The 24,009-nt window shown below is 59.3% G+C and carries 22 protein-coding genes; 14 read left to right on the top strand and 8 right to left on the bottom strand.

Annotation, left to right across the window (positions count from 1 at the left end; genetic code table 11):
• Positions 1-6: 6 nt before the first annotated feature.
• Together YH63_RS00975 and YH63_RS00970 are read right to left on the bottom strand one after the other, a co-directional pair.
• Positions 7-3,156 (bottom strand): efflux RND transporter permease subunit, encoded by a 3,150-nt coding sequence (locus YH63_RS00975; protein WP_046829218.1) that lies wholly within the window; start codon positions 3,154-3,156, stop codon positions 7-9.
• Positions 3,157-3,165: 9 nt separating this feature from the next.
• Positions 3,166-4,368 carry an efflux RND transporter periplasmic adaptor subunit gene (locus YH63_RS00970; protein WP_046829219.1) on the bottom strand — a complete coding sequence of 401 codons (1,203 nt, stop codon included), beginning with the start codon at positions 4,366-4,368 and terminating at the stop codon, positions 3,166-3,168.
• A 204-nt stretch (positions 4,369-4,572) separates the two neighbouring features.
• On the opposite strand from YH63_RS00970, the gene YH63_RS00965 reads away from it, so the two are divergent.
• Positions 4,573-5,391: a hypothetical protein gene (locus YH63_RS00965; protein ID WP_083992676.1), complete on the top strand. Its 819-nt coding sequence runs from the start codon at positions 4,573-4,575 to the stop codon at positions 5,389-5,391.
• Between the two features lie 48 nt (positions 5,392-5,439).
• On the opposite strand, the gene YH63_RS00960 is transcribed toward YH63_RS00965, so the two are convergent.
• On the bottom strand, positions 5,440-5,796 hold the full coding sequence (locus YH63_RS00960; protein ID WP_046829222.1) for a hypothetical protein: 357 nt from the start codon (positions 5,794-5,796) through the stop codon (positions 5,440-5,442).
• A 152-nt stretch (positions 5,797-5,948) separates the two neighbouring features.
• Here YH63_RS00960 and YH63_RS00955 point away from each other — a divergent pair, with 152 nt between their 5' ends.
• The 4 genes from YH63_RS00955 (at position 5,949) to YH63_RS00940 (ending at position 9,785) form a co-directional block, all read left to right on the top strand.
• Positions 5,949-6,170: a cysteine rich repeat-containing protein gene (locus YH63_RS00955; protein ID WP_046829223.1), complete on the top strand. Its 222-nt coding sequence runs from the start codon at positions 5,949-5,951 to the stop codon at positions 6,168-6,170.
• 65 nt (positions 6,171-6,235) lie between these two features.
• Positions 6,236-6,460 (top strand): hypothetical protein, encoded by a 225-nt coding sequence (locus tag YH63_RS21755; protein WP_083992677.1) that lies wholly within the window; start codon positions 6,236-6,238, stop codon positions 6,458-6,460.
• Positions 6,461-6,900: 440 nt separating this feature from the next.
• On the top strand, positions 6,901-8,373 hold the full coding sequence (gabD, locus tag YH63_RS00945) for an NADP-dependent succinate-semialdehyde dehydrogenase (protein WP_046829224.1): 1,473 nt from the start codon (positions 6,901-6,903) through the stop codon (positions 8,371-8,373).
• Between the two features lie 152 nt (positions 8,374-8,525).
• Positions 8,526-9,785: a Glu/Leu/Phe/Val family dehydrogenase gene (locus YH63_RS00940; RefSeq protein WP_046829858.1), complete on the top strand. Its 1,260-nt coding sequence runs from the start codon at positions 8,526-8,528 to the stop codon at positions 9,783-9,785.
• Positions 9,786-9,811: 26 nt separating this feature from the next.
• Here YH63_RS00940 and YH63_RS00935 read toward each other — a convergent pair whose 3' ends face one another.
• Genes YH63_RS00935 through YH63_RS00925 form a run of 3 tightly spaced genes read right to left on the bottom strand, consistent with a single transcriptional unit; the run spans position 9,812 to position 11,286 of the window.
• On the bottom strand, positions 9,812-10,024 hold the full coding sequence (locus YH63_RS00935) for a hypothetical protein (protein WP_046829225.1): 213 nt from the start codon (positions 10,022-10,024) through the stop codon (positions 9,812-9,814).
• A 31-nt stretch (positions 10,025-10,055) separates the two neighbouring features.
• Positions 10,056-10,454, bottom strand: a complete 399-nt coding sequence (locus tag YH63_RS00930; RefSeq protein WP_046829226.1) for a hypothetical protein — start codon at positions 10,452-10,454, stop codon at positions 10,056-10,058.
• 28 nt (positions 10,455-10,482) lie between these two features.
• Entirely contained in the window at positions 10,483-11,286 is an 804-nt protein-coding gene (locus tag YH63_RS00925; RefSeq protein WP_046829227.1) for a sterol desaturase family protein, read from the bottom strand.
• Positions 11,287-11,490: 204 nt separating this feature from the next.
• Between YH63_RS00925 and YH63_RS00920 the strand changes: the two genes are divergently transcribed.
• Genes YH63_RS00920 through YH63_RS00890 form a run of 7 tightly spaced genes read left to right on the top strand, consistent with a single transcriptional unit; the run spans position 11,491 to position 17,656 of the window.
• Entirely contained in the window at positions 11,491-12,765 is a 1,275-nt protein-coding gene (locus tag YH63_RS00920; RefSeq protein ID WP_046829228.1) for an ABC transporter substrate-binding protein, read from the top strand.
• Positions 12,766-12,768: 3 nt separating this feature from the next.
• Positions 12,769-13,650, top strand: coding sequence for a branched-chain amino acid ABC transporter permease (locus tag YH63_RS00915; protein ID WP_046829229.1), 882 nt, complete (start codon positions 12,769-12,771; stop codon positions 13,648-13,650).
• Positions 13,647-14,660, top strand: coding sequence for a branched-chain amino acid ABC transporter permease (locus tag YH63_RS00910; protein WP_137325083.1), 1,014 nt, complete (start codon positions 13,647-13,649; stop codon positions 14,658-14,660). Before YH63_RS00915 ends, YH63_RS00910 begins: the two co-directional genes overlap by 4 nt.
• Positions 14,660-15,466: an ABC transporter ATP-binding protein gene (locus tag YH63_RS00905; protein ID WP_046829231.1), complete on the top strand. Its 807-nt coding sequence runs from the start codon at positions 14,660-14,662 to the stop codon at positions 15,464-15,466. Before YH63_RS00910 ends, YH63_RS00905 begins: the two co-directional genes overlap by 1 nt.
• Positions 15,466-16,185 (top strand): ABC transporter ATP-binding protein, encoded by a 720-nt coding sequence (locus YH63_RS00900; protein ID WP_046829232.1) that lies wholly within the window; start codon positions 15,466-15,468, stop codon positions 16,183-16,185. The genes YH63_RS00905 and YH63_RS00900 overlap by 1 nt, the downstream gene beginning before the upstream one ends.
• Positions 16,186-16,222: 37 nt before the next feature.
• On the top strand, positions 16,223-16,543 hold the full coding sequence (locus YH63_RS00895) for a DUF6166 domain-containing protein (protein WP_046829233.1): 321 nt from the start codon (positions 16,223-16,225) through the stop codon (positions 16,541-16,543).
• Positions 16,544-17,656 (top strand): Zn-dependent alcohol dehydrogenase, encoded by a 1,113-nt coding sequence (locus YH63_RS00890; protein WP_046829234.1) that lies wholly within the window; start codon positions 16,544-16,546, stop codon positions 17,654-17,656.
• A 61-nt stretch (positions 17,657-17,717) separates the two neighbouring features.
• Here the strand turns inward: YH63_RS00890 and YH63_RS00885 are convergent, their stop codons facing one another.
• Positions 17,718-18,404, bottom strand: coding sequence for a GntR family transcriptional regulator (locus YH63_RS00885; RefSeq protein ID WP_083992678.1), 687 nt, complete (start codon positions 18,402-18,404; stop codon positions 17,718-17,720).
• A gap of 245 nt (positions 18,405-18,649) precedes the next feature.
• On the opposite strand from YH63_RS00885, the gene YH63_RS00880 reads away from it, so the two are divergent.
• Complete coding sequence (locus YH63_RS00880) at positions 18,650-19,840, top strand: efflux RND transporter periplasmic adaptor subunit (protein WP_046829235.1); 1,191 nt, start codon at positions 18,650-18,652, stop codon at positions 19,838-19,840.
• On the top strand, positions 19,837-23,007 hold the full coding sequence (locus YH63_RS00875) for an efflux RND transporter permease subunit (RefSeq protein WP_046829236.1): 3,171 nt from the start codon (positions 19,837-19,839) through the stop codon (positions 23,005-23,007). Before YH63_RS00880 ends, YH63_RS00875 begins: the two co-directional genes overlap by 4 nt.
• Here YH63_RS00875 and YH63_RS00870 read toward each other — a convergent pair.
• Complete coding sequence (locus tag YH63_RS00870; RefSeq protein ID WP_246657983.1) at positions 23,004-24,002, bottom strand: LysR family transcriptional regulator; 999 nt, start codon at positions 24,000-24,002, stop codon at positions 23,004-23,006. The genes YH63_RS00875 and YH63_RS00870 overlap by 4 nt on opposite strands.
• Positions 24,003-24,009 lie beyond the last annotated feature (7 nt).

The raw sequence follows: 24,009 nt of genomic DNA, 5'->3' as shown, positions 1-24,009 counted from the left end.
GCCTTGTTACGCCGTCGCCTGTGAACCGGCCCTCTTTTCCTTGCGCTCACGGAGCCAATTCTCAAATCGCTGGACGATGACGAAGAACGTCGGAACGAAAAGCACGGCGAGGCAGGTGGAGGCGATCATGCCGCTGAACACAGTAATGCCGATTGATTTGCGCGCGCTGGCGCCGGCGCCGGTAGCGAACACCAATGGTGCCACACCGAGAATGAACGCGAACGACGTCATCAGGATGGGCCGGAACCGCGCCCGCGCAGCCTCCACAGCGGATTCCAGCAGTGGCTTCCGGTCGCGGACGTGGAGTTCAAGCGCCACTTCAACAATGAGGATGGCGTTCTTGGCCGAGAGGGCGATCAGCAGGATCAATCCGATTTGCGTGTAGAGATTGTTCTCGATCCGCAGTCCGGTGAGGACGGCCATCGGGCCGAGCAATGACAGCGGCACGGCCAGAATGACTGCTATTGGCGCGTACCAGCTTTCATATTGTCCGGCCAGCACCAGATAGACGAGCAGCAGGGCGAGGCCGAAGACGAAGTAGATCTGACTGCCGACAACCTTTTCTTGATACGACATCGCCGTCCATTCGTATCCGGTGCCCGGCGGCAAGGTTTTCTCGGCGATCTTTTCCATCAGTGCCATGGACTGGCCGGAGCTGTAACCTTGAGCTGGCAACCCGATGATGGTCGCGGATGGGTAGAGATTGTACAGACTGATGAGTGAGGGGCCGACCGTCGGCGTAATGGTCGCAATCGTGCCGAGCGGGATCATGGCGCCTTGCTGGTTACGAACCGTCAGGTTCTCGATATCCTTGGTGGTCAGGCGAAATTGTGAATCCGCCTGGGCATAAACCTGAAAAGTGCGGCCGAATTTGTTGAACTGGTTGACGTAGGATGCGCCCAGATAGGACGCGAGCGTCGAGAACACCTGATCGGTCGTGACGTGCAGTGTCTGGGTCTTGATCCGATCAACCTCGACGTCGAATTGCGGCACCATGGAGCGGAATGGTGAGTTCACCCGTTGCAAGGCGCTTTGCGTCTGGGCATTTGCGACGACGGCTTGAGTTATGGCCTGCAACTTACCGAAATCGGAATTTCCGTCACGCAGTTCGACCTGCATGGCGAAGCCGGCGGCATTGCCGATGCCCTGAATTGGTGGCGGTGGAAGCACGAAAATCCGTGCTTCCGAAATAGCTTCGAGTTTCTTGTTCAGTCCGACAACTAGTGATCGCAGATCTTCACCAGCGCCTCGTTCATCCCAGTCCTTCAACATGAGATAGGAGACGCCTGCATTGGCGAGGCTCGAGCTGTTATCGAGTGCCGATATGCCGGCGATGCTGATGACCTGTGCAACGCCGGGTGTTTTGCTCGATATCTCGGTGACCTGATCCAGAACGCGCTGGGTGCGATCGAGCGATGCTCCGTCCGGCAACTGGACGGCCGCAAGCAAATAGCCTTGATCCTCAATGGGTATGAAGCCCGTCGGCACGCGGGACAGGCCGTAGCCGCCGATGCCGATCAGGATCAATGCAAAAATGACCGTCAGATTGCTGTGCGCAACCATGCGGCCGATCAGGGCGGCGTAGCGCTTCTCGAGCCGGTCATAGATCGAATTGAAGCCGCGATAGAACCAGTTGCGTTGCTCCGGTGGGACCGGCCGCCGCAGCCACAGGGCGCATTGCGTCGGCTTCAAGGTTGCGGCGTTGATCGCGCTGATCAGGGCTGTCGCGGCGATCACCAGCGCGAACTGCGCATAAATGCGGCCGGTCAGCCCGGGCAGAAACGCAGCCGGCAGGAACACCGACACCAGCACCAGCGTGATACCGATAATCGGCGCGAACAACTGATCCATCGCCTTGATCGCCGCATCATGGCCGGATAGTCCGCGTTCGATATTGTGAGCGGCTCCCTCGACGACGACAATCGCGTCATCGACCACGATTCCGATGGCGAGAACGATCGCAAACAGCGTCGACAGGTTGATGGTGAACCCGAGCGCGGCCATCGCGGCGAAGGCGCCGATAATCGTGACCGGGACGGTGGTTGCGGGAACCAGCATGGCGCGCCAGTCCTGCAGGAACACAAGGATCACGATCAGGACCAGAAGGCCCGCCTCGATCAGCGTTTTGTAAACCTCACGAATCGAAGCCGACACGAACTTGGTGGTGTCGAACGGAATGTCGAACTTGATGTCTTGCGGGAAACCGCGTGCCAGGGTGTCCATCTTCTGTTTGACAGCCTGCTGGACTTCCAGCGCGTTCGCGCCGGGCGATTGGAAGACACCGATGCCGATGGCGGGCTTCTTGTCGAGCGAAAATATCTGGCTGTAGGTCTGGGCGCCGAGTTCAACGCGCCCGACGTCACGAACGCGGGTGATATCGCCATTGCTGCCGGTTTTGACGATGACATCGTTAAACTCGGTGACGTCGTCGAGACGTCCATTGATGTTGAGCGTGTACTGGAATGCCTGCCCGGACGGCGTTGGCGGCATTCCGACCTGGCCTGCCGTGACTTGCTGGCTCTGCTGCTGGATTGCCTGAATGACATCCTGAGGCATCAGCGCCAGCGCTTGCAGTTTGTTTGGATCGAGCCAGATCCGCATCGAGTACTGGCCCGCGCCGAACACGGTGACGTTGCCGACCCCGGGAAGACGCGATAATTCATCCCGAATGTTGATGGTGGCGTAGTTGCTCAGATAAAGACTGTCATACGTGGCGTTCGGAGAAGTCAGTGTCACGAACAGCAGGATTGCCGTCGATCTCTTCTGGACTGTGACGCCTTGGGTCTGCACCGATTGGGGCAGGGACGACAGAGCGCTGGACACCCGGTTCTGGACCAGCACCTGCGCGAAATTCAGATCGGTGCCGATCTTGAATGTCACAGTGAGAGAATAGGTGCCGTCGGCGCCGCTGTAGGATTGCATATAGAGCATGTCCTCAACGCCGTTCACCTGCTGCTCGATCGGCAGTGCGACGGTATCGATGACGGTCTTGGCGCTGGCGCCGGGATAGCGCGTCGTGACCTGCACGGTTGGAGGCACCACGTCGGGGTACTGCGCGACGGCAAGGCTAAACAATGCCACGCCACCAATCAGGATCATCAGGATGGCGATGACGTTGGAAAGAACCGGCCGCTCGATGAAGAACTTCGAGATCATGGCCCCGTCCTAGTTCGCTGACGCGCGAGGTTGCTCGATTTTTTGCAGTTGAGGATCGACCTTCTGGCCGGGGATGGCGCGCAGCAAGCCGGCGATCACGACACGTTCATCGGGCTTCAGGCCGCTCTCAATCACTCGCAGATCGCCTTCGAGGGGCCCGGTCTGCACCTTGCGCTGCTCGACGACATTCTCGCTGTTGACCACAAGGACATATCGTCCGGCCTGATCGCTGCCCAATGCGACATCAGGAACGAGCAGGGCGTCTTTCTGCTGGTCAAGGGGAACGCGCACGCGCACGTAATATCCCGGCAGTAAAACACGGTCGGTGTTCGACAGGATACCTCGTACCGCAAGGGTTCCGGTCGCCTGATTGATCGTCGGCGCGGCGTAGTCAAGCTTTCCCTTGTGCGGATAGCCGCTTTCGGTCTGAAGTCCAACCTCGATCGGAGTCTCCTTCAGGTCTTTCGGCGTGAGACCCTTCTGTGCGGCGAACGCGCGTATCCGTAAAACATCCTGCTCATTGACGTTGAAGTTTACGTAAATCGGATTGAGCTGAACGATGGTTGCAAGCTGGGTTGGCGAGGACGCGCCGACGAGTTCACCGATTGAGACGAGACGCGCGCTGACGATTCCATCGAACGGGGCGGCTACGTTGGTGTAGCTGTAGTTGACCTCCGCGATCTTGGTATTGACCTGAGCCTGCTGCAGATTGGCTTGCGCATTGTCCCGTGAGGACGTGGATTGTTCGAGAGTTGCCTGCGACACAATCTGCCGCGTAACGAGATCCGATTGGCGCTTGAAGTCGGCCTCCGCCTGCTTCAACGAAGCCTGCGCACCGGCCTCGGCGGCCTGTGCCTGCTCAAGCTTCAGCTTGTAAGTCTCTGGCTCGATCGTGAACAGCGTCGTGCCTTGCTTCACGAAGGCGCCGTCCTGGTAGGAGATCGACTGGAGAAAACCTTGCACCCGGGCGACAAGATCGACGTTGTTGACCGGGGCGGTGTTGCCGGTGGCCGTCAGGTAGCGGGTGACGGTGCGCTGCACAGGCAGCCCGACATCGACCTTGGCGGGCGGCGGGGCCACAAAACTATTTTGTTCGCAGGCAGTTAGCGCGATGAATGCGGATATGGCCAGAAGGGCACGGGAGGCCCTGTGTGCTCTGCGATCAACAGAAGCGAAGAGCGCGGTGAACGAGGTTGGACACGCAGGCTTCATTCAGATGCCCCGTCTCATGATGTTCCAGCGGGGGCTGTAGGGTAAGAAAATTGCGCCCCGCGATCCTTGAATAGCAACAATCTGCTTGCGGTGAAACTCAAAACCGAAAATGATGATGGCCGCGAAGATTATTCCGGCAGGTTTTTTGCAGTTTCGTTTTGATTGAAGCAGCGAATTCGGCAACAACAATAGGGATTTCTTCAAATGATCAGCACGTTGAAACGTGTCGCGGCGCTATGGACGCTGGCAGCGATGGTCATTTTCGCAGTTGCAACACCGGCCGTCTCCCAACAGCCCACCGATGAACAGCGCAATGCGATCCGCTCTGCATGCCGCGCGGATTATGAAGCCAATTGCGCCAGTGTGCCGCCGGGCGGCGCGGCTTCATTGCAGTGCTTGCAGAAAAACATGTCGAAGCTTTCCGGGTCCTGCAAGCAGGCCGTGAATGCCATCGAGCCGGCCGCCGCCGCGCCCAAGGCGGAAACCGCGCCGGCCCCCGCGGCTCCTGCACCGGCGAAAGCCGCCGCACCGGCGGCTGCTCCCAAGGCTACTGCTGCTCCCAAGGCGGCTGCTGCTACACCAGCACAGAAGCCGACCGATGCGCAAACCGCTGCCATACGCAGCGCTTGCCGTTCGGACTATCAGAAGAATTGCGCAAGCGTGCCGCCGGGCGGCGAGGCGTCATTGCAGTGCTTGCAGAAGAGCATGCCGAAACTTTCGCCAAGCTGCCAGAAGGCGGTCAGCGCAGTAGGCGGTGGTGCAGCGCCAGCCCCGGGTGGCGCACCGGCTGCTGCGGCGGCGCCTGCCGGAGCGGCGGCGGCTCCAGCGCCTGCCTTGGTGCTGCGGCCCATGCGACCGCGCGAGGAATTGCTTGTCCTGAGATCTGCGTGCAGCGGAGATGTTCGCGCGCTTTGCGGAGGCGTTGCACCCGGCGGTGGCCGCATCGTGCAGTGTCTGGCCGTGCGAGCGGCTGACCTTTCACCCGCGTGCAAGGATGTTCTCGCTCAGTTTGCCGCGCGATAGACCGTTTTCCTGGATCGTTTTGCCTGCGAAGATCTGATGCGCGGTACGCTATTCACCGCGAAAAGCCAGGATCAGCTGGACCAGTCGGACGCTTAAGGCAAAGTAACAAACGGACATGATGATCAGATACGCGACATGCCAACTCAATTTTGTAAGCTTGTAGAAGCCGTCGAGGAAATTGAGAATAAGAAGGATGATGCCAAATAGCTCGACCCCGCGGCCAACCAGACCGTGACGCAAGTAGCCGAACAGGAGTATGGCCGGGTCGGTGCTGGAGACATGTGCGCCTGCCGATATGATCAATGTCGCGACGATCATTTTTTCGACGTGACTGAACATCTCCTTTGAGACGTGCTCGATATGCTCAGCGTAGAACGTAAGCCATTTGCTTCGGATATCCTGCATGGTCTTTCCCCACGACAAAGGCCGGTATCGGATGAATTCGGTTTGAACGTATTGCTTGGGACTTTACGGAGTTCGAGTACAACGGCTGAGCAGCAAAGAAGCAAGAACCACTGACCTGACTTGATCTGTTAACAACCGGAAAGGATGTACACATGACGCGCACGATCTTGATTGTTGCTCTTCTTGGGTTGTCAGGTGCTGCGTATGCGCAGGATCTAACGGCTGAACAGCGCAGCGCATGCATGGGGGATTATGAGAAGTTCTGCAAAGGCGTCGCGCCAGGAGGAGGGCGGGTCATCGCTTGTCTGTCCAAGTCCAGCGACAAGCTGACCCCTGATTGCAAGAGGGTGTTGACCGCCGCGGAGAAAAAGTAGCCGGCGCCGCGGGATTTGTTCGGGAGAATTGCGCCAGGATCAATCAAGTACTGTGGGAGGTAATCATGCGCACAATTTTGCTTATAGCGGCTGCTGTGCTGGCCTTTGGCGGAACGATGACTGTCGTGACCACTGACGCCAATGCGGTCGTCTGTGCCCGTGGAGTCTATCGCGCAGGCTGCGTTGGGCCCCGGGGAGCGGCCGTCGTCCGCCGTCCAGTGGTCGTTCGTCCAGCGGTCGTTTGCCGCACCGTGTGGGTTAATGGCGTGCGTGTCCGCCGCTGCAGATAGTCTGGCCGCGACAGATGCTTCGTGCTTGATAGCGAGCGCTTCAGGCGTGGAGGCAATTAAGTCCGTGTGCTCTCCTTGACGCGCTGCCGCCGCTTGCGTCGCGGATGCTCATGTGAGGCGGCGCGCACGAGTTCGGCAACTCTTTCGCCGGTATATATGCAGCCTCGCTGGGAGCGGCTCCAAGCTCGCTGGCCGCCAGAAGTCGTATCGTGAATGTGATCGATTGCAGTGCGATGCCCTGCATTGTTTGCAGTTGCGCGCGGGCTAGAACAGGCATGGGAACCGAAGACATTCTCGATCATTGCCGTGGGGCATATCGCCTTAGAAGGTTTCCGGTTTCGGTTCATTTGCGGGCGAGATTCCGCGCACCGGTTCTGGTAAGATCATCCGCTTCAAATTGCGCGAAACGCTGATCGCGCCCATCAACAAGGTTTCGTAACATGCTGGACAAGGTCTCAAAACTCACCCTGAAAGACACTTCGCTGTTGCGAGACGGCTGCTTCATTGGCGGCGAATGGGTCGCGGCCGATAGCGGCGGCACGATCAAGGTCGACAATCCTGCGAACGGTGAACTGGTCGGTTCAGTGCCCAACATGGGCGCGGGCGAGACGAAGCGCGCCATCGAACAGGCGAATGCCGCGCTCCCGGCCTGGCGCGCCAGGACGGCGAAGGAGCGCTCCGCCGTTTTACGCAAATGGTTCGACCTGATGATGGCCAATCAGGAAGATCTCGCCATGATCATGACGGCGGAGCAGGGCAAGCCTCTGGCAGAGAGCCGCGGTGAAATCGCCTATGCTGCGAGCTTCATCGAGTGGTTCGCCGAGGAAGGCAAGCGCATCTACGGCGACACGATTCCCCCGTTTACGGCCGATCGCCGCATCGTGGTGCTGAAGCAGCCGATCGGGGTCTGCGCTGCGATCACGCCGTGGAATTTTCCGGCGGCGATGATCACCCGCAAAGCTGCCCCGGCACTGGCCGCAGGCTGCACGATGGTGGTGAAGCCGGCCAGCCAGACGCCGCTGTCGGCGCTGGCTCTTGCTGTATTGGCCGAACGCGCGGGCGTGCCGAAGGGCGTGTTCTCCGTGGTGACCGGATCGGCCTCCGCCATCGGCGGCGAGATGACGTCGAATCCGATCGTGCGCAAGGTGACCTTCACCGGCTCGACCGAGATCGGCAAGAAGCTGATGGAGCAAAGCGCCTCCACCGTGAAGCGCACCTCGATGGAGCTTGGCGGCAATGCGCCGTTCATTGTGTTCGACGATGCCGATATCGACGCGGCGGTGAAAGGTGCGATGGCATCGAAGTACCGCAACGCCGGGCAGACCTGTGTGTGCGTCAATCGCATCTTCGTGCAGGACAAGATCTACGACGCCTTTGTCGAGAAGCTGTCGCAGGCGGTGCGTGGCCTGAAGGTCGGCGACGGTTTCGGCGAGGGCGTCACCATCGGCCCGCTGATCAACATGGCTGCCGTCGAGAAGGTCGAGGAGCACATCTCCGATGCGACGGCCAAGGGCGCCAAGATTGCTATTGGCGGCAAGCGCCACGCGCTGGGCCGCACGTTCTACGAGCCGACGGTCCTGACCGGCACGACCCCGGATATGCTGATCTTTCGCGAGGAAACATTCGGTCCGGTGGCGCCGGTGTTCCGGTTCAAGACCGAAGAGGAGGCGATCCGCCTTGCCAACGACACCGAATTCGGCCTTGCCGCGTATTTCTATGGCCGCGACATCGGGCGGGTGTGGCGTGTCGCCGAAGCGCTTGAATACGGCATGGTCGGGATCAACGAGGGCATCATCTCCACCGAGATCGCGCCGTTCGGCGGCGTCAAGGAAAGCGGCAACGGCCGCGAAGGCTCCAAGTACGGCATCGAGGATTATCTCGAGATCAAGTACCTCTGCATGGGCGGGATCTAGGCGAGTCGGGGGCTTTGCAAGGGGAGCGCTGAGATTCTTTTCGTGCGATAAGACTGTCTCGATACGTTGATTCTTGTCCCTTCGACCACATCAGCAGATTTGTTGCTGCGGAGATGCCCATCTCCGCAGTCGACCAAGCCGATGAGACGTCAATGACTGTTTACAGCGGCCCGGTTTTCGATATGGCGGCCAACCAGTTCGGCGTCATTGCGGATTATCTTGCGATTCCTGCAGATGAGCGCGACAGGCTGCTGTTGCCGAAACGCGCGGTGGTCGTTTCCTGTCCCATCCATCGTGACGATGGATCGACGGCGGTCTTCGAAGGCTACCGCGTTCAGCACCATCTGACGCTCGGTCCCACCAAGGGAGGGACACGCTTCGCTGCAAGCGTCGATCTCGGCGAAGTGGCCGCGCTTGCGATCTGGATGAGCTGGAAGTGCGCGCTCGTCGGGTTGCCCTATGGCGGCGCCAAGGGTGGCATCGGCGTCGATCCTTCAAGCCTGTCTGCACACGAACTGGAATCGCTGTCGCGTCGTTACATGCAGGAAATGATTCCATTTGTCGGTCCGCATATCGACGTGATGGCGCCGGACATGGGGACCAACGAGCAGGTGATGGCGTGGTTCATGGATACATATTCGATGTATCAGGGCCGCACCGTCACGGAAATCGTGACGGGAAAGCCGGTCAGCGCAGGCGGAACGCTGGGCCGACGGGAGGCGACGGGGCGCGGCGTCGCTCACCTTGCCAAACGTGTGATGACCGAGCGTTCAATCGGTCTGAACACAGCGACGGCCGTAGTTCAGGGTTTCGGAAACGTCGGGTCGATCGCTGCGGCGGAACTGCAGGCGATGGGCGTGACAATTGTTGCAGTCAGCGATCACACCTGTGCGCTGCATCGTCCGGCGGGGCTGGATGTGGCCGACCTGATGAGGCACGCCGCAAAGCACGGTAGTCTTCTTGGCTATTCGGAAGAGCTGAAGTGCGATCCGGTCGCTATGCTGACGTTACCTTGCGATGTTCTGGTGCCGGCTGCCACCGAACGTGTCATCGACGCGAATATTGCCGGAAAATTGCAATGCAGGATTCTCGCCGAGGGAGCGAATGGTCCCACAACACCGGATGCAGACCTCGTACTGGAGAAGCGCCAGGACGAGATTTTCCTGATTCCGGACATTTTATGCAACGCCGGTGGCGTCGTGGTCAGCTACTTCGAATGGGTGCAGGATCTGCAACAACTGTTCTGGGAAGAGGAAGAGGTGACGCGACGCGAGTATCAGATTCTCAATCGCGCGTTCGATCAAATGGCCTCGCGGGTGAAACGCGACAACATCTTCAATCGAACCGCGGCCATGGCGATTGGTGTTGAACGCGTGCGCGCCGCAAAAATCACACGCGGATTGTTCCCCTGATCGCGGGGCAGATGCGGTCGCTCGGCTCAGCGACTCGACTGCTGTTCCCGGCGAACGCCGCCCGCTGTTTCTTCGCGTTTCACCTCAGGGAAAAGCCACATGGCGAACACCATGAGACACCCGAGAAATGCCACGAGATACTGAATGCGGCCATGGCCGAGCGCGTGCTGCATGTAGAACGCGATAGCCGCGACGAGAACAACTACGATGGATAGTACAAATTTGATCTTTACGGGCATTGGTTTCTCCCTTGACCTTATCGACGCATTCTCACGACAGGATCGCCAGCGCTGAACTGCCGACCTTGGCCAGGATAGCGAGTGCAAGCACCTGAACCCCGATCAATACGGATAGCTCGACCGCGGTATTGCGTAGCGGCCACCGCCATTCCTCAAACAGCGCCGGCGCAAACAGGAAGATGAGCCCGCTGACGACGATCAGCGTGGTCCATCGCAGTTCAAGATATCCATAGAGCCCGGTAGCGCCCAGAAGTATGGCCAGTAACGTCGCATTTCCTAGGACAAGCAGCGTGACGAACGGTGACTTTGCTGCATCAGGCCGGGCATGAAGCGGGAACATGCCGGCGATGATGAGGAAGGCAATTCCACATACGGTAGCCAGCCCGGCAAACCAGATCAGCGATAGCCAGTTCGGCTCGATCGCACTCATGCCAATCTCCGTTCGGTCTCGGCTGCAGCTATTCGGCAGGCGTAGCGAATCCGGTGCCCTGACCGGCGGCTTCCGGCTTCGGCGTCCGTGAGGTCTTTCGCATGTTCTTCCGGATGTAGCGGGTGTCGTAGCCATTGAAGATATGGCCGATCAGGCCGCGATCGAGATCCGAGGTGCCGAACAGCCAGTCCATGACGGGGAAGGTCAGATTCATGTTCCGCTCCATCATGATCGACTGGTTGTGATGGGCCGCATGATGACGCCGGATCGTATTGACGAAGGGCATGTTGCGCACAAACCAGTTCTCGTCGACGTGGCAGCAGAAGTGCATGAATTCATAGATGAGATACATCGATGTCGTGGTGCAGATCAGCAGCCAGCCGACATTTGGTGAAACGAGCCAGCCCAGCACCAGCGCGGGCGGGATCGACATCAACGTAAACGTGACAAGAGCATAGGGAGGGAAGAATGTGACGCGCCAGTCGTTGTGATCGGCGAAGCGCATTTCTTCCTCGGTGAAAAACTGGTGATGCATCAGCGTGTGCCGATTGTAGATCGCGCGAAACGCCTTGATCTGCGACGGGCGATGCATGACGAAGCGGTGAATCCACCACTCGAAGAAGTTTGCCGCCAGGAAAGTCACCGGCACGATCAGAAATTCCCACCAGCGGACGTTGCTGATGTTGGCGACATAGACCGAGAGGGCGGTGAACCCGATCACGTAGATGACGAAGGCGTGCAGCCAGCCGTTGTACCAGCCCGCGATTCGGTCCCTGTAGGTCGCCCGGTATTTCCGCTGCCGGTCAGTCATCGGGCTGGATGTGAGTTCCATGACGCCTTCTCCTTTGTTTCCGGGGTGGCCGGCAACCCTATCCGGCCATTTGTCACCTGACATATCACCAATCTATTAGTTGGGCAATCATCTGCTGCAAGTTGACGCTCCCTGCAAAAATCGCTTGCTGAAATGCGTCTGATATATTTATGGTATGGCAACGGCGCACGGCAGATGCGCTGATAGATCATGGGAGGACATCAGATGAAGCTCACCCGCCGCACGTTTTCCAAGCTCGCCGGTGCAGGCGCTGCCGTTGCTGCTGCGCCGCAATTGTTTGCCCCGGCCATTGCCCAAGACAAGCCGCTCAAGATCGGCATCATTGCACCGCGATCCGGCGTCGCCGGTACTGCCGGCGAATGCGGCATCCGTGCCGTGCAGTGGGCTGCGGAGCGCATGAACAAGGACGGCGGCATCGCCGGCCGAAAGTTCGAACTGGTCATTGAAGAAGAAACGAATCCCAAGGACACCATCGAGCGGTTCCGGCGCCTGGTGCTGCAGGAGAAGGTCGAGAGTGTTCATGGCCTGATCTCGACCGGCGTCAGTCTCGGTGTTGCCCCCGTGGCCGAGGAAGAGCAGTCGCTCCTCGTCATGTGGGACGGCACCACGCAGGACGGCGTGAAGGAAGTGATGCCGAAATCGCGTTACGTCTTCCGCTCGACCGATAATGAGTGTGAGGCCGTTATGGCGTCGCTGCTGGCCGTGAAACACTTCAAGGGCAAGTTCAAGCGCGTCGCCGGTATCAATCCGGACTACTCCTACGGCCGCAACAATTGGGAAGCCTTCAGGCAAATCCTTGCGCGCTACGGCGTGGAGGCGGAGTTCGTTGCCGAGCAATGGCCGAAGGTCGGCACACTCGATCTGACGTCGCATATCGCTGCGCTGAAGGCGGCCAAGCCGGATTTGATTTTCTCCTCAATGCTGTTTGCCGACTTGCCGGTATTCATGAAGCAGGGCGCGGCCGCTGGTCTGTTTGATGGCGTGAAGGTCGTGCTGCCTGCGGCGGGTTGGCAGCTCAATCAGCTCAAGAAGGAGTTCATGCCGGAAGGCGTGATCTTCGGACACAACACGCTTTACTTCGATCATCCGCAAGCGTCGCCGCTGCAGAAGGCGTTCGTTCAGGATTATATGGACAAGTATAAAGAGGCGCCCCACTGGGAAGCGGACCGCGCCTATTTCGCGCTCGCAAGCTACAAGGCCGGTGTCGAGGCCGCACAAAAGGCGGCCAAAAAATGGCCGACGCCAGACATGGTTGCCGAAGCGATGCCCGGCATCGAAGTCGAAAGCCTCGGCGGCAAGGGCCGGTTCCGCAAGGACAAGATCGCGGAGCAGGTGTTCTATCAGGGGCCATCGACCAATAAGAACAAGTACGATTTCCCGACGCTGGCTTCGATCGACACATTCCAGGCGGATCAGTTGCAGAAACCGCCCGGTGCGGATTTCTGGGAATGGATCAAGACCGCCAAACTGCCGGTTTAAGCAATGACATCGCTCGTCGATATCGTCCTCGGCGGGATATTCCACGCCGCCATCTTGTTCCTGGTGGCGGCTGGGCTTCAGCTCGTGTTCGGCGTGCAGCAGATCGTCAATCTCGCGTGCGGCTCCTTCTATGCCTTGGGAGCGTATTTCGGGATTACGGCGGTCGCTGTCGCCATGAAGCTCGGACTCCCGCCGATGATGTTCTTTCCGGTCCTGATTCTGGCAGGCCTTGCCATCGGCCTTGTCGGGCTGCCGATCGAACGCGTGCTGCGGACGGTCTATCGCCGGGATGAGAGCTATCAGCTGCTGCTCACCTTCGGCCTGCTGCTGATGTTCCAGGACGTCTTCCGCTTCACATGGGGCGCGACCCCGCGCACTATGGACAACGCCTACATGGCCTACGGCACGGCGCATGTGTTGGGTGTGCAGGTGCCGACCTACAATTTGCTGGTGATCGCGGCGAGCATCGGCATTGCGGTTGCGCTCGGGTTGTTTCTCCAGCGCACGAAGACCGGACGTATCGTGCGGGCGACGGCTGAGAATCGCGACATGGCGGAAGGCCTCGGCGTCAACGCGTCGAAAATTTTTGCACTCGTGTTCACGGTCGGCTGCATGCTGGGCACGGTGGGTGGCGCGCTGGTGGTGCCGTCGAGTGCGGCCTCGCTCGACATGGCGGTCGAGCTGGTGGTGGAAGCCTTCGCTGTCGTTGTGATCGGTGGTCTAGGTAGCATGCGCGGCGCGCTTGTCGGTGCGCTGATTGTTGGATTGATGCGTGCTGCATCGATTTCGATCATGCCGGAAATGGAGCTGTTGTCCGTTTATCTGGTTGTCGTCGCAGCGCTCATTCTTAGGCCCGCAGGGCTGTTCGGCAAGGTGACGACATGAGTGAACAATCTCTCGATATCTCGCTGACCGCGCCGAGGCGGCGCTCATTGCCGCACATCAAGGGGCTGTGGATCTTCATTGGCTTGACTGCGCTGATGGGTCTATTGCCGCTGGTGGCGTCACCTTATGCGCTTCTGTTGCTGGTGCCGTTCTTTGCCTATGCCATCGCATTGTTCGGTTTCAACCTGCTGTTTGGCACGACAGGGCTGCTATCGTTCGGCCATGCTCTTTTTCTTGGCGTCGGAGCCTACACCGCCTCGACATTGACATCCAAATTCGGGGTGCTGAGTTTTGAGTTGATTGTCCTGACCAGCGCGGTTGTTTCGGCGGCGGTTGCGCTTGTCATCGGCATGCTCTGCGTGCGTTACACTCGAATCTTCTTTGGTATGCTGACGCTTGCATTCGGCATGCTGTTTCATTCCTTCCTGTTCAAATTCTACAGCGTTACCGGCGGTGATCAGGGGATGCGTGTGCTGCGCCCGCTGCTGTTCGGCATGGAATGGGGCGGCGGAAAGACGGCGTTTCTCACCGGGCCATTTTATTACTATGTGCTCGTGCTGCTCGCGGTGCTGGGAGCGATCATGTGGCGCATTACCCAATCGCCGTTCGGGTTGCATCTGAAGGCTATCCGCGAGAACGCGGGCAAGGCCGCTTACGTCGGTGTGCAGATTTTCCGCATGCGCCTTGCGGCTTTCGTGATCTCTGCGATTTATGGGGGTATCGGCGGGACCATTCTCGCGATTACGACCGGTCTCGCCGATCCAGAACTGGCTTACTGGACCCATTCCGGCAATCTGGTTTTCATGGCGGTTCTCGGCGGAAGCGGGACCTTTGTCGGTCCGGCAGTCGGGGCGCTGGCATTTGTGCTGCTGCAGGATTTTGTGATGGCCATCACCCAGTATTGGCGCTTCGTGATGGGCGGCGTGCTGGTGCTGCTCGTGATTTTCCTACCGCAAGGTCTGTCGGGTGCTGTCGAGATGCTCGCGTCCCGCAAGACAGGAGAGAGGTGATGCGCCAGGATAGCGGAAACCCGGCCGTCAGTGAGCGGTTGTTCGAAACGATCGGCGTCTCCAAGCATTACGGGGCATACCGCGCGCTGCAGGACGTATCGTTTCACGTCGATGATGGCGAATTCGTTTCGATCGTCGGACCAAACGGCGCCGGCAAAACCACGCTCGTCAATGTTGTAACGGGTCTTTTGCGGCCGACCATGGGTGAGGTCCGCTTTCTCGGTCAGGACATTGCGGGTGTCGGACCCGTCGAATTGGCCCGGCGTGGCATGTCGCGTGCTTTCCAGCTTGTGAATATATTTCCGGCGTTGACAGTGCGCGAAACCCTGGCGGTTGCCGTTGCTTCGCGATTGCAGCGAATTTCAAATCCATTTCGCTCGCTGTCGAAGGATCGCGAGCTTCAGGCGGACGTGGTGCGTGTCGCAGAGGTTCTCGGCCTCCGCGGCAAGCTGGACACCGTGGCCTCGACGTTGTCGCAGGGCGAGAAGAAGCTGCTGGATATTGCCAGCGCTTTCGCACTCAACCCCAAGGTCATTCTGCTCGACGAGCCGACCAGCGGCGTCTCTACCGCGGACAAGCATGCCATCATGGAGGTTCTCGTGACCGCGGCCAAGGCAGCGGGGGTCCGCGCTATTGTTCAGGTCGAACACGATATGGATCTCGTTGCGCGTTATTCGCACCGGATTGTCGCTCTGCAGGAGGGCAAGGTTCTGGCCGATATGCCGCCCGATCAATTCTTTGCCGATCCAGCAATGATCTCGGCGGTGGTGGGAACGCGTCCGCCGACCTTGAAGAGGGCGTCCTGATGCTCAAGCTCTCCAATGTGAAAGTGGATATTCAGGGCAGCCGGATCCTGAACGGAATCAGCCTGTCGGTCGCGGCGGGAGAACTCGTGTGTCTCGTCGGCCGCAACGGTGCCGGCAAAACCACGACGTTTCGCAGCATCATGGGTTATCGCCGCCCGTTGTCGGGCGAGATCAGCTTTGACGGCTCTGATCTGACGAAATTGCCGACGTGGAAGATCGCGCAGAGCGGCATTGGTTTCTCACCGGAGGAATCCGAGGTCTATGCCGATTTGACGGTGGCAGAGAACATCGAGCTCTCGACATGGACGCGGCCGACGGGCCGCCCTGCAAATGAGCGTATTGAGGAAGCCTATGCGGTCTTCCCGAAGTTGCGGCAGTATCTTGCGCGAGGCGGGGCACAATTGTCGGGCGGCGAACGCAAGATGGTGTCGATCGCCCGCGCGCTGACACTCGATCCGAAGTTGTTGTTGCTGGATGAGCCGTTTGAGGGACTATCGCCGGCCATCATTCCGCTGATCGCCGAAGGCGTGGCCTCGATCCGTGCCATGGGCAAGGGCGTATTGATGGCGGAATCAAATGTTCATCACATTCCGGACTATGTCGATCGTCTTTACGTGCTGGAACGTGGCGAACTGATGTTTTCCGGCACCTTGGCCGAGGCGCATCGCGATCGCGATGTGATGCGTGTGATCGCGGGCGAGATCGAAGCGGCGCATTAGTGCAGTTTTCGGCTCGGATACGAATGAGGAGAGCAGTATGAAGCGGTATGTGGGCGACAGGACAATCGACGGCGTGAAAGTGACTGTCGATGGAGCGCCGCTGAATCCTCGTACGGATGTCACGGGGTTCACCAAAAACGGCTTCGAGTGGAGCTATGAAGGACCGGAGCCGCGACAGCTTGCGCTTGCGATGCTGATCGAGCACCTTGGAGATGCAGGTGCTGCCAAGGCCATGACTGATCCGTTCATGCGGGCAGTGGTGGCGAATTTCGGCAATGAATGGGAAATGACATCGTCCGATATCGATGTCGCACTCACGGCGCTGGGCAATGGAAATCCCGGCAAGGCGGTCGCGTAGATGCCGCTTCAATACCGCGCGGCTGTTCTCCATGCCGCGAAAACACCGCTTGCGATTGAAACGGTCACTGCATCGGCGTTGAAGTCCACAGATGTTCTTGTACGCATCCGCGCTGCCGGGTTGTGCCACACGGACCTCGAGGTGATCGAAGGATCATTGCGTTTCCCGATGCCAATTGTCCTTGGTCACGAGGCGGCCGGTATTGTCGAAGAGGTCGGATCAGCGGCGCGAGGGGTCAAGAAGGGCGACCACGTGATCCTGTCGTGGAATCCGCACTGCGGCCATTGCTTCTATTGCGACCGGGATCTGCCGATACTGTGCGAAGAGTACCTTGGCGAAGGGCCAAAGGCGCGATCCTTCGACGGTGAGAGCCGGGCAACGCTGGCGGATGGGCACAATCTTCAGCAGTTGATGTTTCTTGGATCTTTCGGCGAATACTGCATCGTGCCCGATCAACAGGCCGTCCCGGTGCCGAAGGACATTCCCTTCGATCGCGCCTGCCTGATCGGCTGCGGCGTGATGACGGGCGTGGGCGCGGCTCTCAATCTTGGTGCAATCGCTCACGGCGATACGGTGATGGTGGTCGGCTGCGGCGCTGTCGGACTGGCAGCGGTGCAAGGTGCGCGTCTGGCGGGGGCAGGAGCAATCATCGCCGTAGATCTCGATCCCGCAAAGCTCGCGCTCGCAATCACGATGGGCGCGACCAGCACGGTCAATGCGTCGGATGAGGATCCTGTCGCAGCAGCAAAGAACGAGACCCGTGGGCGTGGCGTGGATGTTGTGATCGAATCAGCCGGAAGCCCGGCAGCGTTTCGCGTGACAACCGAAGCCGTTAGGCCTGGGGGGCACGTGATCTGGCTGGGTAAGGTCGATGTGCAGCAGGACATATCGTTCCGCTGGGGATCGCTGATGCAGGAAAAGCGGATTCGACGCGTCAGTTATGGGAACGCCCGGCCACGCCGTGATTTTCCGATGCTGGCGCAAGCCTATCTCGATGGGTCGCTGATGCTGGACGAATTGATTTCACGGCGTATTTCTCTCGAAGAGATCAACGTGGGCTTTGACGCGCTGAAGCGTGGCGAAACCATTCGCAGTGTTGTGATGTTTGACTGAGACGGTAGCAGATTTGATCTGCTGCAGATTCCGATATCCGCTGTGAGCGGCAGATCTCCGTTTATGTGTCGAGCGTCTTGCGCGCGAAATCCTCGATATAGTCGATCAGCTTGTCCGAAGCGGAGGCCGCCATCTTGGGCTTCTTTCCCGCGACGGCCTCGGCGACCGCTGCATGCAGCTTGGCAGCCAGGGGTAGATCGGCAACCTCCTGATAGTGCTGATACCAGAAGCGGCGGGAGAGGGCGTTCATCAGTCCCATTGAGCGTCGGGCAAACTCGTTGCGGGCTGTCGTTGCGATCAGCAGGTTGAACCGCTGGTCGAGCCGCATGAATTCGATGTCGTCGGCCTGAGCCGCAGCCGCAAGCATTCCTTTCGCGACTTCCGCAAACTCCTGGCGCTCTTCGGGGGTGGCGCGCTCGGCTGCCAGCCTCGCCATCAGCCGCTCAAGTTCGCGGCGAACTTCGAGCAGCCGCAGTTGCAGCCGGAGATTGATTTCCGAGACCATGATGCCCCGTCTCGGCATGATGACCACGAGACCGTCCCTCGCGAGACGCTGGAGCGCTTCCCGAATAGGGGTGCGTCCAATTTTCAGCTTTGTTGCAAGCGTATGCTCCGACAGCACAGTGGCTGGCGGCAACTGCAAGGTGACGATCATTTCCTCGAGTTCGCGATAGGCACGATCGGTCAGCGTCCCGTCATCGATCTCTGAATTTGGGGCTGCACGCTTTGAAGCCTTCTTGGATTTCAATCCGTCACCATTTTGCAAGAATCCGCTCCATCAACCCAAGCATATATTCGTAGTATATCAATGACAAGAACTGGTGTGCGGGAAGACGGCGCGGAGTAGTAAGATCGTTTCTAATCAAAAATGATTAGCTGCGACTAAATCGCCGGAGGATTTAGGGCACTGGCGATGTTCATCAATGCGCGATAACGTGTCCGCTCGACAGGAACGCTGTTCAAGCTGTTCGGTGACGATAGGGGAGCTCTATTATGAGATCACATGTGATCCCTAATGGTTTCTGGCGCTCCGGACGAAACAAGTCACTCTTGGTGTTTGTCACAATTGCCGTCGGATCAATTTTGACCGCCTGCGATAAGCCGGCGCAACAACCCGCAGCCAGTGCGCCGCCTGTTACTGTCGCTCAGCCAACCAAGCGGACTGTAACGGACTGGGACGAGTTCACGGGCCGGTTCGAAGCCATTCAGCAGGTTCAGATTCGGGCGCGTGTGACCGGCTTCGTGACGGGGGTCGAATTCAAGGATGGTGCCTTCGTCAAGACCGGCGATCTGCTTTACGTGATCGATCCGCGTCAGTACGAGGCCGCTGCTGAACAAGCGCGGGCGCAACTGGCCGACGCCAAGGCAAAGATCGAACTTGCGGAGCGCGAGTTGGCGCGCGCCGAACAGTTGATCAAGACGCAGGCCGTCGCCGAGACCATCGTCGATCAACGACGCCAGCAACTTGAATCCGCCCAGGCAGCTGTATTGCAGGCCGAGGGTGCGCTGCGTCGGGCCGAGCTTGACGTCGAGTTTACGAAAATCAAGTCGCCGATCGATGGCCGCGTCAGCCGGCATCTGGTGACGGTCGGTAACCTCGTGCAGGGGAGCGAGAGCGGGGCCACGCTGCTGACTTCGATCGTTTCGCTCGATCCGATCCATGTCTATTTCGATATGGATGAATCGATCTATCTCAAAAACAACCGGTTGTGGTTCGAGGGCAGGAGGCCAAGCTCGCGCGACACGCCAAACCCCGTACAGATCATCCTGTCCGGCGAAACCAAGCCCTCGCGCGAGGGCACGATGGACTTCCTCGACAATCGGCTTGACATCGGCACCGGCACCCTGCGCGGCCGCGCGCTGGTTCCAAATCAGGATCTGTCGATCTTGCCCGGACAGTTCGCCCGCGTGCGAGTCATTGGAAGTGCTCCCTACGAAGCGCTACTGCTGCCGGACACAGCGATTGCATCGGATCAATCCCGCAAGATCGTTTTTGTCGTGAAGGACGACGATACGGTGGAGGCAAAGCCGGTCACCCTTGGACCCATCGATGGTGGTTTGCGTGTCGTCCGCGAGGGGCTCTTGCCGGATGATCGTGTGATCGTCGAAGGACTTCAGCGTGCGCGGATCGGAGCGAAAGTCGCGCCGCATGCGCCGAAGCCGGCCGGCGGGGGCAAGTCATGAATCTGGGCCGTTTGTCGATCAACCAGCCCATTCTGGCGATGGTGCTATCCATCGTGCTGATGATTGTCGGCGCGATTGCCTACACCATCTTGCCCGTCGCGGAGTATCCGCCGGTGGCGTCGCCGACGGTGATCGTCGCCACGCAATATCCGGGCGCGTCCGCGCAAACTGTGTCGGATACCGTCGCAACGCCGATCGAACAGGAGATCAATGGCGTCGAGGACATGGTGTCTATTTACAGTCAGGCGACCTCGAACGGCCAATTGACGATCACCGTCGAGTTCAAGCTGGGCACCGATCTCGACAAGGCACAGGTGCTGGTTCAGAACCGGGTGGCGATTGCGTTGCCCCGTTTGCCGACGGAAGTGCAACGTAATGGTGTTGTGACACGCAAAGACAGCCCCGACCTGCTGATGGTCGTGTTCATGCTGTCGCCTGACGACACCTACGACCAGCTCTACATCAGCAACTATGCGCTCCGGCAGGTGCGCGATCAGCTGCTCCGGCTGGACGGCATCGGCGACATCCAGATTTTCGGCGCGCGGGATTATTCGATGCGCCTGTGGCTCGACCCAGAGAAGATTTCCACGCTTGGAATGACCGCGGGTGACGTCGTCGCGGCGATCCGCGCCCAGAATCTACAGATCGCCGGTGGCCAGATCGCCGAACCGCCGATTTCCGACCGCGCGTTTCAACCCAATCTCACCTTTACGGGGCGTTTGAAAGATCCGCAGCAGTTCGAAAACATCATCATCAAGGCCGGAGAGGATGGCCGTATCGTGCGTCTGCGCGATGTGGCGCGTATCGAACTCGGCGCGCTGGCCTACACAACCAATAGCTTTCTGTTGAAGAAATCCGCGGTCGCGATGCTGGTGTCGCAGCGGCCCGGCTCGAATGCGCTGGCTACCGCCAAGGGCATTTCCGATGCGATGAAAAGGCTCAAGGCGGATTTTCCGCCGGGCCTGGAATACAATATTGGCTACAACCCCACCGAGTTCATTGCGGAGTCGGTCAACGAGCTGATCAAGACAATCTACGAAGCGATGATCCTGGTCGTGATCGTCGTCCTTGTGTTTCTGCAAGGCTGGCGTCCGGCGATCATTCCGATCCTAGCGATTCCTGTTTCGCTGATCGGCACCTTCGCGATCATGGCAGCGCTCGGATTTTCGATCAACAATCTCACGCTGTTCGGGCTGGTGCTCGCTGTCGGCATTGTGGTGGACGATGCGATCGTCGTTGTTGAGAATGTCGAACGGCATCTGGCTGCGGGTCTGAGCAGGCGCGAAGCCGCACTGCTCACCATGCAGGAGGTCGGCGGGGCACTGGTTTCCATCGCGCTCGTGCTGTGTGCGGTGTTCGTACCCACTGCATTTCTGGGTGGCATTTCCGGACAGTTTTTCCAGCAGTTCGCCGTGACCATCGCCGTCGCCACCGCGATATCCTGTTTCTGTTCGCTGACCCTTTCTCCAGCGCTGGCGTCGATCATCCTGCGCCCGCATGAAGAGAAACGGCCGCCGGCGAACTGGAATGTGATCGCGCGCGGATGGGGAAAATTCACAGGCGCCTTCAACCGCGTGTTCGATCGCCTTTCGCACGGTTATGGAACTGCGGCGGAGTTTGTTATCCGGCATTCGGTTGTGATGCTGCTGGCTTACGCTGCCTTGATTGCTTCAGCCGTTTGGCTGGTCGTAGCTACACCACAAGGCTTCATTCCGGCGCAGGATCGCGGTTACGTCATTGTCGCCGTGCAGTTGCCGGGCGCTGCCTCGCTTGCACGTACGACCGAGGTCGTTCGTGAGATCGAGAGGATCGCACTTGAGACGCCGGGGATCGTACGCGTGCCGTCGTTTGCCGGCCTGTCCGGCGCGACTCGAACGCAAGCCAGTAATGCAGCTGCGTTGTTTCCGGTGTTCGAGGATCCGAAAATCCGGCTGAAGGAGGGGCTGACTGCCAATGTGATCACCGCGGAGTTGCGCAAGCGGCTGTCGAGCATCGAGGGTGCCTTCGTGATCGTCGTGCCGCCGCCAGCGGTGCCGGGTATCGGCACGGGCGGCGGGTTCACCATGAGCGTGCAGGACCGGCAGGGGCGCGGTCCCGAACTGCTCGCGGCGGCCACCGACGAACTAGTGAATGAGGCCCGGAAAGCCCACGGACTGACAGCGGTGTTTTCGCCGTTCAGCGCCAACACGCCTCAGGTGTTCGTTGAGATCGATCGCCAGAAAGCGCAGATGCTTAATGTGCCGGTCCAGAACGTGACCGAAGCGATCGAGACCTATTTCGGTTCTACCTATATCAACGACTTCAATATTCTCGGCCGTTCCTACCGCGTGATGGCACAAGCGGATTTACCGTTCCGCCGGGAGACCACCGATCTCGCCAGGTTGCGAACCCGCAACACGGCGGGAGATATGGTGCTGCTCGGAAGCGTCGTCGACTTCCGTGATACATCGGGGCCTGACCGGGTCGCGCGCTACAACCTTTATCCGGCTGCTGAGTTGCAGGGCGATACGCTTCCGGGAACAAGTTCTGTAACAGCGATCGATATGATGCGAGCGCTGGCGGTCCAGACGCTGCCGAGCGGGTTCGGATTCGAGTGGACCGATCTGTCGTATCAGCAGGTGACGGGGGGCAATACGGGGCTTTACGTTTTCCCGATCTGCGTGCTGTTCGTGTATCTCGTGCTTGCCGCGCAATACGGCAGCTGGACCCTTCCATTCGCGGTGATCCTGATTGTGCCGATGTGCCTGCTCGCCGCGACCATCGGAGTGCGGATCATGGGACAGGATATCAACATCCTGACCCAGATCGGTTTCGTTGTGCTGGTGGGACTGGCGGCCAAGAACGCCATTCTGATCGTCGAGTTCGCCCGCGACATTGAGCGGGAGGGGCGCGATCAGCTTGAAGCCGTTATCGAGGCGTGCCGGTTGCGATTGCGGCCGATCCTGATGACCTCGTTCGCATTCATTCTCGGTGTGGTCCCGCTGGTGATTTCATCGGGATCCGGATCGGAAATGCGTCAAGCGGTCGGCGTCGCCGTATTCTTCGGCATGCTCGGCGTGACGTTGTTCGGCCTGATCTTCACGCCGATCTTCTATATTCTGGTGCGCCGGCTGTTCCCGGGCAGTGTTGAAATGGAGCCCCGGACCACGGAAAGTGTTCCCGGCTAGTCCGTCTGTTGCTTCATTCTGTCGACCAGCAATTCCGCGACGCGGAGGCTGGAGGGTGTGGTGTTGCGGGCCGCGAGTTGCACCAGTGTTACCTGCGTTGCCTCCAGCCGTTTGTCACGCATAGGAATGGCGACCAGCGTACCTGCGACCAGTTCTGGCATCGCCGCGTTCCGCGGCAGGAAGGTGCCGAGGCCAGTTTTGGCAGCCATCGTTCGTAAGAAGGCGATGGAGTTGGTCTCGCTGTAGATATCGAGTTCGATGTTGGCCTTGGCGCAGGCGCGATCGATTTCCTGACGAATACCGAACGAAGGATCGGGCAGGATTACTCGTAGCCCTGCCAGATCTTTTATCGAGCAATGATCTTTGCCGGCCATCGAATGTTGCGGCGCAACCATCAGGCACAGCGATTGCCGCATACGGGCCAGTTCGATCAAGTCGCGGCGGGGCGCGCGGCCGAAAACAAGCCCAAGATCGACCTCGTGCCGTCCCACCATTTCGGCGACGCCGCGCGAGCCCACGGTGGTCACCGCGATCGAAATGCCGGGGTAGTCCCTCGAAAGATCGACCACAAAGTCCGACACGAAGCTCGCCAGCAGGCCTTCAACGGTCGCCAGCTTGACGTGACCGCGCTGCAGCGAATCGAATTCCTCCACCTGCGCGCGGACCCGGTCCAGTTTCGTCAGGCTTTCTTGTGCATAGCGGTAGAGCAGGTGACCGGCATTGGTCAGATTCATCCCCCGCGCCCCGCGCTCGAACAGTTTGACCGAAAGCTCGTCTTCGAGCCCCTGCACCTGCCGGCTGATGGCGCTGGGGGCAATCCGCAAGGATTCCGCGGCCCGCTTGATTGAGCCGCGCACCGTGACCTCGCGAAAGTACCGAATAGCCGTTGATTCAATCATGTGTTCGGGCCCAGTTCTTCCGGTAAGGGGATGCTTTGAAATCAAGCAGGTCGTGCATAGCGATCTAATTTTCAGACCGTTCGCATCGAAATTCAATGCTTTT

The organism is Afipia massiliensis (assembly GCF_001006325.2).
Taxonomy (GTDB): domain Bacteria; phylum Pseudomonadota; class Alphaproteobacteria; order Rhizobiales; family Xanthobacteraceae; genus Afipia; species Afipia massiliensis_A.
Note: the sequence above shows the minus strand (reverse complement) of the source record. Positions and strands in the feature narration are given on the sequence as shown.

What these genes read in the sequence shown, in the direction of transcription:
- YH63_RS00900 (WP_046829232.1), top strand. Translation starts at nt 15,466, where the DNA reads ATGCTCAAGCTCTCCAATGTGAAAGTGGATATTCAGGGCAGCCGGATC.
- YH63_RS00940 (WP_046829858.1), top strand. Translation starts at nt 8,526, where the DNA reads ATGACTGTTTACAGCGGCCCGGTTTTCGATATGGCGGCCAACCAGTTC.
- YH63_RS00920 (WP_046829228.1), top strand. Translation starts at nt 11,491, where the DNA reads ATGAAGCTCACCCGCCGCACGTTTTCCAAGCTCGCCGGTGCAGGCGCT.
- YH63_RS00880 (WP_046829235.1), top strand. Translation starts at nt 18,650, where the DNA reads ATGAGATCACATGTGATCCCTAATGGTTTCTGGCGCTCCGGACGAAAC.
- YH63_RS00970 (WP_046829219.1), bottom strand. Translation starts at nt 4,368, where the DNA reads ATGAAGCCTGCGTGTCCAACCTCGTTCACCGCGCTCTTCGCTTCTGTT.
- YH63_RS00925 (WP_046829227.1), bottom strand. Translation starts at nt 11,286, where the DNA reads ATGGAACTCACATCCAGCCCGATGACTGACCGGCAGCGGAAATACCGG.
- YH63_RS00975 (WP_046829218.1), bottom strand. Translation starts at nt 3,156, where the DNA reads ATGATCTCGAAGTTCTTCATCGAGCGGCCGGTTCTTTCCAACGTCATC.
- YH63_RS00910 (WP_137325083.1), top strand. Translation starts at nt 13,647, where the DNA reads ATGAGTGAACAATCTCTCGATATCTCGCTGACCGCGCCGAGGCGGCGC.
- YH63_RS00960 (WP_046829222.1), bottom strand. Translation starts at nt 5,796, where the DNA reads ATGCAGGATATCCGAAGCAAATGGCTTACGTTCTACGCTGAGCATATC.
- YH63_RS00915 (WP_046829229.1), top strand. Translation starts at nt 12,769, where the DNA reads ATGACATCGCTCGTCGATATCGTCCTCGGCGGGATATTCCACGCCGCC.
- YH63_RS21755 (WP_083992677.1), top strand. Translation starts at nt 6,236, where the DNA reads ATGCGCACAATTTTGCTTATAGCGGCTGCTGTGCTGGCCTTTGGCGGA.
- YH63_RS00895 (WP_046829233.1), top strand. Translation starts at nt 16,223, where the DNA reads ATGAAGCGGTATGTGGGCGACAGGACAATCGACGGCGTGAAAGTGACT.
- YH63_RS00955 (WP_046829223.1), top strand. Translation starts at nt 5,949, where the DNA reads ATGACGCGCACGATCTTGATTGTTGCTCTTCTTGGGTTGTCAGGTGCT.
- YH63_RS00930 (WP_046829226.1), bottom strand. Translation starts at nt 10,454, where the DNA reads ATGAGTGCGATCGAGCCGAACTGGCTATCGCTGATCTGGTTTGCCGGG.
- YH63_RS00875 (WP_046829236.1), top strand. Translation starts at nt 19,837, where the DNA reads ATGAATCTGGGCCGTTTGTCGATCAACCAGCCCATTCTGGCGATGGTG.
- YH63_RS00935 (WP_046829225.1), bottom strand. Translation starts at nt 10,024, where the DNA reads ATGCCCGTAAAGATCAAATTTGTACTATCCATCGTAGTTGTTCTCGTC.
- YH63_RS00905 (WP_046829231.1), top strand. Translation starts at nt 14,660, where the DNA reads ATGCGCCAGGATAGCGGAAACCCGGCCGTCAGTGAGCGGTTGTTCGAA.
- gabD (WP_046829224.1), top strand. Translation starts at nt 6,901, where the DNA reads ATGCTGGACAAGGTCTCAAAACTCACCCTGAAAGACACTTCGCTGTTG.
- YH63_RS00965 (WP_083992676.1), top strand. Translation starts at nt 4,573, where the DNA reads ATGATCAGCACGTTGAAACGTGTCGCGGCGCTATGGACGCTGGCAGCG.
- YH63_RS00890 (WP_046829234.1), top strand. Translation starts at nt 16,544, where the DNA reads ATGCCGCTTCAATACCGCGCGGCTGTTCTCCATGCCGCGAAAACACCG.